The 8,423-nt window shown below is 67.2% G+C and carries 4 protein-coding genes and 1 pseudogene; all 5 read right to left on the bottom strand.

Annotated elements, in window-relative coordinates:
- Positions 1 to 245 precede the first annotated feature (245 nt).
- Positions 246 to 1,142 (bottom strand): aldo/keto reductase, encoded by an 897-nt coding sequence (locus tag AC1AYX_RS10340; protein ID WP_476503401.1) that lies wholly within the window; start codon positions 1,140 to 1,142, stop codon positions 246 to 248.
- 387 nt (positions 1,143 to 1,529) lie between these two features.
- Positions 1,530 to 4,280 (bottom strand): glycosyl hydrolase 53 family protein, encoded by a 2,751-nt coding sequence (locus tag AC1AYX_RS10335; protein WP_476503400.1) that lies wholly within the window; start codon positions 4,278 to 4,280, stop codon positions 1,530 to 1,532.
- Between the two features lie 245 nt (positions 4,281 to 4,525).
- On the bottom strand, positions 4,526 to 5,581 hold the full coding sequence (locus AC1AYX_RS10330; protein WP_476503399.1) for a LacI family DNA-binding transcriptional regulator: 1,056 nt from the start codon (positions 5,579 to 5,581) through the stop codon (positions 4,526 to 4,528).
- A gap of 55 nt (positions 5,582 to 5,636) precedes the next feature.
- Positions 5,637 to 7,868, bottom strand: coding sequence for a beta-galactosidase (locus AC1AYX_RS10325; RefSeq protein ID WP_476503398.1), 2,232 nt, complete (start codon positions 7,866 to 7,868; stop codon positions 5,637 to 5,639).
- Positions 7,869 to 8,321: 453 nt separating this feature from the next.
- Positions 8,322 to 8,423 (bottom strand): annotated as a pseudogene (locus tag AC1AYX_RS10320) (carbohydrate ABC transporter permease); the annotation flags it as partial.

Genomic DNA, 8,423 nt, shown 5'->3' with positions numbered 1-8,423 from the left:
GGCCACACACCACCACACACACCCCAACCAACACAATTCACCCACAACCAACCACACATTCACCCAACCCGACAACCCCCACAGCCCGCCCCGGCGGGCAGCTCCCCCTCACAAGGGGAGCACACTCTCCCCCACCCGGCACAGCCGGGAGCCCCCTCCACAAAGGGGGCCAGATTCAACGCCGGCGACCTCGACGTGCTCGACTCGGACAGCCACCCCTCAACAGAGAAATCCGGGGAGACGGGTCATTCCATGTCGAGCGGGACGGGGTGGTCGGGGGCGGGGAACGCTTGGGATAATTCCGCGTATTCCGCGTCTGTGAGCGGGGAATCGAGTACGGCGGCGTTGGCGAGCACGTGTTCGGGCACGCCGGAACGCGGGATGGCGATCATGTCCGGCTGGTGGAGCACGAACGCGAGCAGCACCTGCATCGGCGTGAACCCGTGCGCGGCCGCGACCTCGCGCACCGCCGCACTGCCGAGCAACCCGTCACGCAGACGCCCGGCCTGCGCGAGCGGACAGTACGCCATCACGGGGATATGCCTCTCGCGCAGCCATGGCAGCAGATCGACTTCGATGCCACGCGATCCCAGGTGGTAGAGCACCTGGTCGACGCAGCAATGCGATCCGCGGGACACATCCATCAGTTCGCGCATGTCGTTCAGGTCGAGGTTCGAGACGCCCCATCGGCGGATCAGACCGTCCTCGACCGCCTGTTCCATGCAGTCGACGGTCTCACGCAACGGCACGCTGCCGCGCCAGTGCAGCAGGTACATGTCGAGGTAATCGGTGCCGAGACGACGCAGCGACGCCTCCAGACTGCGGCGCAGGTGACGGCGTCCGGCGTTGTGCGGATACACCTTCGACACGATGTACAGCGATCCGCGATCGTACCCGTCGATCGCCGCGCCGACGAGCCGTTCGGCACCACCATCCGCGTACATCTCCGCCGTGTCGATCAGGCGCACTCCCGCGTCCAGTCCAGCGCGCAACGCCGCCGCCTCGTCGTCGAACGGCCGTCGTCCCTCGCCCAGATACCAGGTTCCCATGCCGAGCCGTGGCATCACGCTCCCGTCCGGCAGCGTCACCTCATCGCGCACATCTCGCGCACTATCCGCATGCAAGCCGTCAACCATTGCCATGCCTCCTCACCGGCATCGGCGGAGACCGGGCGGCGGCGCGATCCGTCACGTCGCCGGCCCGGCACCGGCCATCCGAGATGAACGGTACTTTCCCCACGATTCTATCGCGCGGTTCCCGTGATTCCCGGCGCAACATGGCCACGTGAGAATGGGTGGAGCGGGACAGCGGAGGCGCGGGTCCCGCCCGACGCCCCGCTCCGGCGCAACGTCGACGGGACGATACGGCCCCGGCATGGGCGACGACGCGCGGCGGCCGCCCGGAAGAGGTCGCCGAATTCCGCCGTCGCCACCGACGTCGGCGCGACGCACGGCGTTCGTCCGAAATCCTCACCGGACGAACGCCGTCATGTCCCAGCGGCTGACGCAACCACATCCGATCCGTCCATGTCAGCCGCGACGCCGGCGACGGACCACCAGCGCGACGCCGCCCGCGGCGAGCGCGACGGCCGCGAATCCGGCGATGGAAGCGACGGCGGCGCCGGTGGCGGTGAGGCCGCCGGCTTCGGCGTTCCGGCCGGTCGCGCCCGGCTCGGCGCCCGGACGCGTCGTGCCGGCGCCGGAGCCGGTACCGTCGCCGGCGACGGTGCCGTCACCGGTTTCGCCGGAATCGCCGGTCGCACCGGAATCGCCGGCGCCGGCGCCGGTCTTCGCGGTGACCTTCACCGTGTACGTTTCGGTGACGCTCGGATCGGAGGCGAGCGCGACGGTGACCTTCGACGCGTCGGAGACGGCGGAGAAGCCGTAGGTGAGCGTGTACTGGTCGGCGGCGAGTTCGACGCTGCCGGAGCCGGCCTCGTAGTTGCCGGTGACGGTCAGGTCGTCGGCGGCGATCTTCCCGCCCACCTGGTAGACGGTCTTCTTCGGCGTGACGGAGATGCTGACGAACCGCTTGGCCGTCAGTCCCGCGATGGCGTCGTCGACGAGCTTGGTCGCCTGCGTGACGTCGTCGGTGGTGGCGGCGCTGCCGGCGAGCAGCACGCGGGCGGCGGCGAGCGCGTCGTCGAGCTTGTCGAGCGAGTCGTCGGTGTAGCCGGCGCGGTCCACGTTCTCACCCTTCTTCACGGCGGCTTCGAGCGCGGTCGTGTCGGGCTTGGCAGGCGTTTCGGCCGTGCGGGTGAGCGTGACCTCGTCGACGCTGCCCCAGTCGGCGGCGCCGAGGTCGCCGGTGATGGTGATGGTCACGGTGCCGTCCTCGCCGACGGTGACGGGCACGCTGGCGGTGTGCCATTGCTTCCAGCCGTCGAGCTTGAGTTCGGCGGATTGCGTCTTGCCCGCGTCGCCGGTATCGCCGGTGCCGCCGGTCGTCGCGTTGAGGGTCACCTTGTTCGTGCCGGCGGTGCCGCCGACGAGCGCGTCCTGGCTTTTCGCGGTGAGCGTGTATGCGCCGGGTTCGAGGCCGGTGACGGTCTGGGACGCCTGGAACGTGTACGCCTTGTCCGCCCAGAAGCCGAGCACCCACGATCCGTCGGAGGCGTTGCCCTTGTCGGATTTGATGCTCGCGCCGCTGCCGGTGACGGTCCAGCCGCTCTTCGCGCCGTCTTCGAAGCTTCCGTTGACGACGTGGTTGGTCGCGGGGGTGGCTTCGACGGTGATGACCGCCTTGACGGTGTGTCCGGACGCGGTCACGCCGTCGATCGTGTAGATGCCGGCGCCGCGGATCCAGTCGAGCGCCGCGGAACGCCAGGTGACGGTTTCGGTTTCGTCGACGCCGTCCTTGTAGCGGGCGGTCACGTCGGCGGGCAGTTTCGCCTTGATCGCGTCGATGGAGTCCTTGTCGGACGCGGTAATGGCGACGTCATCGATGCCGGCGAACACGTGGTCGGTGACTGCGCCGGTGTGCAGGTAGGAGAAGGTCTTCAGCGAGGGCAGGGCGGTGCCGTCGAAGGCGAACAGCGCCTGGTTGTCCACGCCGGAGCCTCCCCACTTCTTGCCGGCGTCGTTCGGATCGTATTCGCCGGCGGCCTTGGTGGCCCAGCCGCCGCCGTATTCGTTCCACAGGTTGACGAGGTCGGCGTTGCCGCGGCCGCCTTGGCCGACGGGCAGCCATGCGGGCTCCCAGTAGAACATGCCGAGGCCGTCGTTCTCGCCGTCGCCGTCGTTGTCGCCGACCGAGTTCACCGCTTCGGCCACGTAGCGTAGTTCGTCGGCCTGGCCTTGCGGGCTGATGTCGAATTTCACGTCGGCGGCGTTCACGTTCTTCGCCGTGATGGTGTTGGAGTCGTCGTCGCCGTCGTCGAGCGTGTAGGCCCATGAGGTTTCGGCGACCATCACGTCCTTGTGGTAGGTGGCGGCGACGTTCTTCAGCTGCTTGGCGAGGTTGTCGGCGGTGCCGTGCCAGAACGGGTAGTAGGAGCTGGCGAACACGTCGTAGTCGACCTTGTGGTCGGCGAGCTGCTTCGCGTAGCCGGCGTACGTGTTGCGTTCCGGATTGGTGAAGTGGATGGCGACCTTGGCCTGCGGGATCGTCTCGCGCACGGCCTTGGCTCCGGCGGAGAACACCTTGCACATGCCGTCCCAGCCGGAGACGCCGGCGATCTTCGCGGTGGTCTCGTTGCCGACCTGCACCATGCCGACGTCCACGCCGGCCTCCTTGAACCTGGTGAGCGTCTCCTTGGTGTAGTCGTGGACGGCCTGGGCGGTCTTGTCGGCGTCGCCTTCGAACGACTTCCACGCCTTGGGCGCCTGCTGCTTGCTGGGGTCGGCCCAGAAGTCGGAGTAGTGGAAGTCGACGAGCACCTTGAGACCGGCCTTGGTGGCGCGTTCGGCCATGACGAGCGCGCGGTCGGCGTTCACGTTGCCGCCGCCGTAGCCTTGTCCGTCGGCGGTGAACGGGTCGTTCCACACGCGCAGGCGCACGTAGTTGACACCGCTCTCCTTGAGCAGCGTGAAGAGGTCCTCGACCTGACCCTGCTCGTTCCTGAACGTGACGCCGCTCTCCTCCAGCGACAGCATGGAGGAGACGTCCGCTCCCCCGATGAAGTCCTTGGACAGTCCGTCGATGGCCTTGACGTTGATGTCCGCCTTGACCGGCGTCTCGGCGGCGGCCGCGGTGGACGCCGCGACCATGCCTGACGCGCACAGGGTCGTCGCCGCGACGGCGGCCGCGACGACGCGGCCCCATAATGCTGATTGCTTCATGCTTCTCCTTACGATTCCCGAACGGGATGATTGCAGCGGCTCTGCTCTGGTACACAATCTGGTACACAACGATTCCTTGTGTGCCAATAGATACAGCTGTGTATCACAACGGTTACAGCGTAGCACCGGTTCCGGCTTTGGTCAACCGGTGTACCTCAACAGGGACGCGACGCGTCGGAGACGAACGATGCAACGGAGTCGACGCGTCGGACGCCACCACGCACCCGCTGTTCACCGCTCACCGCTCACCGCGTGGATTCGCGCGCGATGACCTCCGACTCGCAGGTGAGCAGCTCCGGTTTCGTGATGTCGCCGCGGATGCGCCCGAGAATCCTCTCGACCGCGACGGGCGCCGTCCATTCGAGACGCGACGACATGGTGGTGAGCGGAATCTGCAGGTACGGCGCCTCCTCGATATTGTCGAAGCCGATCACCTGCACCTGAGCGGGCACGTCGATGCCGCTGGTGCGCAGCGCGGTCATCGCGCCGATCGCCAGCTGGTCGTTCAATGCGACGACCCCGTCGAACGGGATTCCCGAGTCGATGAGGCGCTGCGTGACGCGCGCCCCCGCGCCGATCGTCCAATCCAAATCCGTGTTGCCGACGAGCCGCGCGTCCAATGCGACGCCGCGGCGACGGCTCTCCTCGATGATGCCGCGCAGACGCAGCTGCGCGTTGCCCTCGGTCGCTTTCAGCAGCGCCGTCTCGTCGTAGACGCCGCGCGCGCCGACGACGGCGAGACGCGTGGAACCATGGTCGTACAGATATCCGGCGGCCCGGGCGGCCGCGTTGACGTCGTCGGGGGTCACGTGGTCGGCGATGCCCCACGTGGTGCGCGCGCCGACCACGACGAGCGGGAAATCGACCTTGAGATCGTCGGGCGTGATGCTCTCCACCTCGCTCATCGACAGGATCATGCCGTCGGACACGGTGGAATTGAACTTCTCCAACAGGTCGCGCGCGCCTTTCGCCGACCCCTCCGCATACGTGGTGACGTATACGGAGTAGTCGTGCCGCCGCGCCGCGTCGATCACGCGGTTGGCGAGTTCGGCGAGGTACGGCGGAGTGAGCGACGGTACGGCGAGCGTGATGAATCCGGTGTGGTCGCGGTTCAGGTTGCGTGCGGCCACGTTGACGCGGTAGCCGAGATCCTTGATGACCGTTTCGACGCGTTCGCGCGTGGCCTCGCTCATGCGCCCGTTGCCGTTGATCACGTTCGAGGCGGTCTTGAGCGAGACGCCGGCCTCCTGCGCCACGTCGCGCAGGGTGACGCGCCTTTTCGCCGGTTTCGTCCCGCTCATCTCCGCACCTCGCTTCCGTTGGTTCGACGTCGCCATTGTACCCGCTTGCGTCCGGCTATTCCGGACGCACGGTCCTCGTGACGAGGATGGCGTTGCGCCGCAATGTGTATGCGCCGGTTCCGTTCGCGGCGTCCGTATCGCTCGCGCCGTCCGCGCCGTTCGCACGGTCCGCCGTTCCGGCTTCCGTGCGATGCGCGACGACCGGCTCGCCAGGAACGTCTTCCAGCGTGACGTCGCCGCGCGTGCGGTTGAGGTAGAAGTCGAAGCGGATGGCGCCGTCCGTGGACTCGCGGACGGTGTGGATGATGCGGGAATCCGTGATGCGAGCGGACGTCTCTCCCTCAGTCGGCCTGCGGCCGACAGCTCCCTCGTCAGAGGGAGCCGGAACCGGACCGCCGCACGATTCGGGTTCCGATACCCCCAGTGCGGGGATGAGGGCGGCAATGTCGTGGCGATCGAGATCGCAGCCGACGTAGACGCCCCGGCCCTCACCATAGGGATGGCTGGTGACGGCAGGCGTGCCGTCGAGCTCCCAGTCGGCGGCCACCTCGCCCGCGTACGTGGCGATGACGGTCGTGTCGGAGGCGACCGAGGTCACGTCGGTCTGCCACAGTCGCGTCGTGAGCCCGTTCGACAGGATGATCGCGTCGGGTTCGCCTTCCGCCTCCTCGCCGAGGATGTTGAACTCCTCGCCGCGCACACCGAGCACGTCGCGCAGGAGCCCGTTGCCGGCGCCAGGATAGCCGCCGAGACCGGCGTGGAAGTGTTCGTCGATGATGCCGGTCGCGTAGTCGACGACGACGGTGCCGCCCGCTTCGGCGAAATCGGCGATGCGTCGCGTGTCCGCGTCGGACAGGACGAGCACGCTCGGCAGGATGATGGTCCGGTAACCGCTCCAGTCGTAGGCGAGCGGGATGATGTCGGCGCGGCTTCCCGCATCGAGGAAGGCGCGGTACCAGTCGCGCACGTCATGCCAATGATCGAGCTTCATGCTCGGCAGGGTCTCGCTGCGCGTCGCCCATTCGCTTTCGGCGCTGAACAGGATCGCCGTGTCGGAACGCTTCAGCTCCGTGCCCTGCAGTCCGACCTCGGAGAGCGTGGCGAGCGTCGCGCCGAGTTCGACGACGCCGCGGAAGACCTTGGAATCCTCGCCGGCGTGCGGCACCATCGCCGAGTGGAACGCCTCGGCACCGGAGGAGGACTGCCGCCATTGGAAGAAGTTGATGGCGTCGGCGCCCATCGCCACGTGGGCAAGCGAGTCGCGCACGAGCTCGCCGTGGCGCTTGCGCGTGTTGAGCGGCTTCCACTGGACGGCGGACGTGCCGTGCTCCATCACATACCAGGGTTTGCCGAGGGCGAGGGAGTCCATGAGCGCGTCCGAGCAGGCGAGTTCGTCGAGATGGGATTCGCCTTCATGGAAGTAGTGGTCGTTGGAGACGAAGTCGACCTCGTTCGCCCACTGCGCGTAATCCATGCAGCACTGATCGGTGGAGACCATGAAGTTCGTGGTGAACGGCTTGCCGGGGCAGATCGCCTCGATCGCGTCGCGTTCCGCCTTGTAGAAGTCGAGGAGCATGTCGTTGCCGAAACGCTCGTAGTCGAGCTGCTGCGGCGGATTGACCATGGCGTCGCCGCCCATGTGGCGCGGCAGCAACACCTCGTCGAACGAGTTGACGTGCTGCGACCAGAAGGCGGTGCCCCACGCCTCGTTCAATGCTTCGACGGTGCCGTACTTCGCCTCGCACCATGATCGGAACGCGTGGAGCGCGTTGTCGGAATAGTCGTAGCGGTTGTTCCAGCCGTACTCGTTGCCCATATGCCATGCGGTGACGTACGGGTTGTCCTGGTAATGTTCGGCGAGCATGCGGCACAGACGCAGCGCGTACTCCTGGAACACGGGGCTGGTGGGCTGCCAGGATTGGCGCGACCCGGCGTTGACGACATGGCCGTACCGGTCGACGGGCAGGACCTCCGGATACCGCTCGTACAGCCACAACGGCGCGGTCGCCGTCGCGGAGGCGAGGTCGACGGCGATGCCGGCCTTGCCGAGCCGGTCGATGACGGAATCGAGCCAGTCGAAGGTGAACTCGCCCTCACGCGGTTCGATCCGATCCCAGCTGAAGATGGCGAGGGCCACCGTGTTGACGTGCGCCTCACGCATGAGCCGGATGTCGTCGGCGACGGTCTCGTCCGGCCACTGGTCGGGGTTGTAGTCGCCACCGAACGCGATGCCACGGGTCGACGGCGTAAGCAACGCCGGCCACCTGAACGCTCTACGAGTAGTCATAACACAATCCTTAGTATCAAGCTTCGGAATCGTTCGGAATCTCGAAATCGCCCTGCGGGCGATGCGGTATTCTGAACCCCCTCAGTCGGCTTCGCCGACAGCTCCCCCTGAAAGGGGGAGCAAACACATCCATTTCCCCGCTCCCCCTTCCAGGGGGAGCTGTCCGCCGCAGGCGGACTGAGGGGGTACCGCCACCCGGCAGGGGAACGGAATCGGCCGAAAGCCGATGCGGTGCTCTCGCCTCCCTCTGACGAGGGAGGTGTCATCGCGAAGCGATGACGGAGGGAGAGACCGCGGCCGGAAGGCCGCAGGAAGCGGGATCGGCCTTCGGCCGATGCTGTTTTCCCCGCGGCCCGGAGGCCGCTCTCCTGCTCTCCCTCAGTCCGCCTGCGGCGGACAGCTCCCTCGTCAGAGGGAGCCGAAAACGGGGCACCGGCCGCGAGGCCGGTTCCGTCACTCCTTGACGGCGCCGGCGGCCAGGCCGGACTGCCAGTACTTCTGCAGGCACAGGAACGCGACCACCAACGGGATGATCGTGATCAGCGAACCCGTGAT

This window comes from Bifidobacterium sp. LH_419, from assembly GCF_056356955.1.
Note: the sequence above shows the minus strand (reverse complement) of the source record. Positions and strands in the feature narration are given on the sequence as shown.

Bases quoted from the DNA above. Each gene is read 5' to 3' on its own strand.
- AC1AYX_RS10340 (WP_476503401.1), bottom strand. From the start codon at position 1,142: ATGGCAATGGTTGACGGCTTGCATGCGGATAGTGCGCGAGATGTGCGC.
- AC1AYX_RS10335 (WP_476503400.1), bottom strand. From the start codon at position 4,280: ATGAAGCAATCAGCATTATGGGGCCGCGTCGTCGCGGCCGCCGTCGCG.
- AC1AYX_RS10330 (WP_476503399.1), bottom strand. From the start codon at position 5,581: ATGAGCGGGACGAAACCGGCGAAAAGGCGCGTCACCCTGCGCGACGTG.
- AC1AYX_RS10325 (WP_476503398.1), bottom strand. From the start codon at position 7,868: ATGACTACTCGTAGAGCGTTCAGGTGGCCGGCGTTGCTTACGCCGTCG.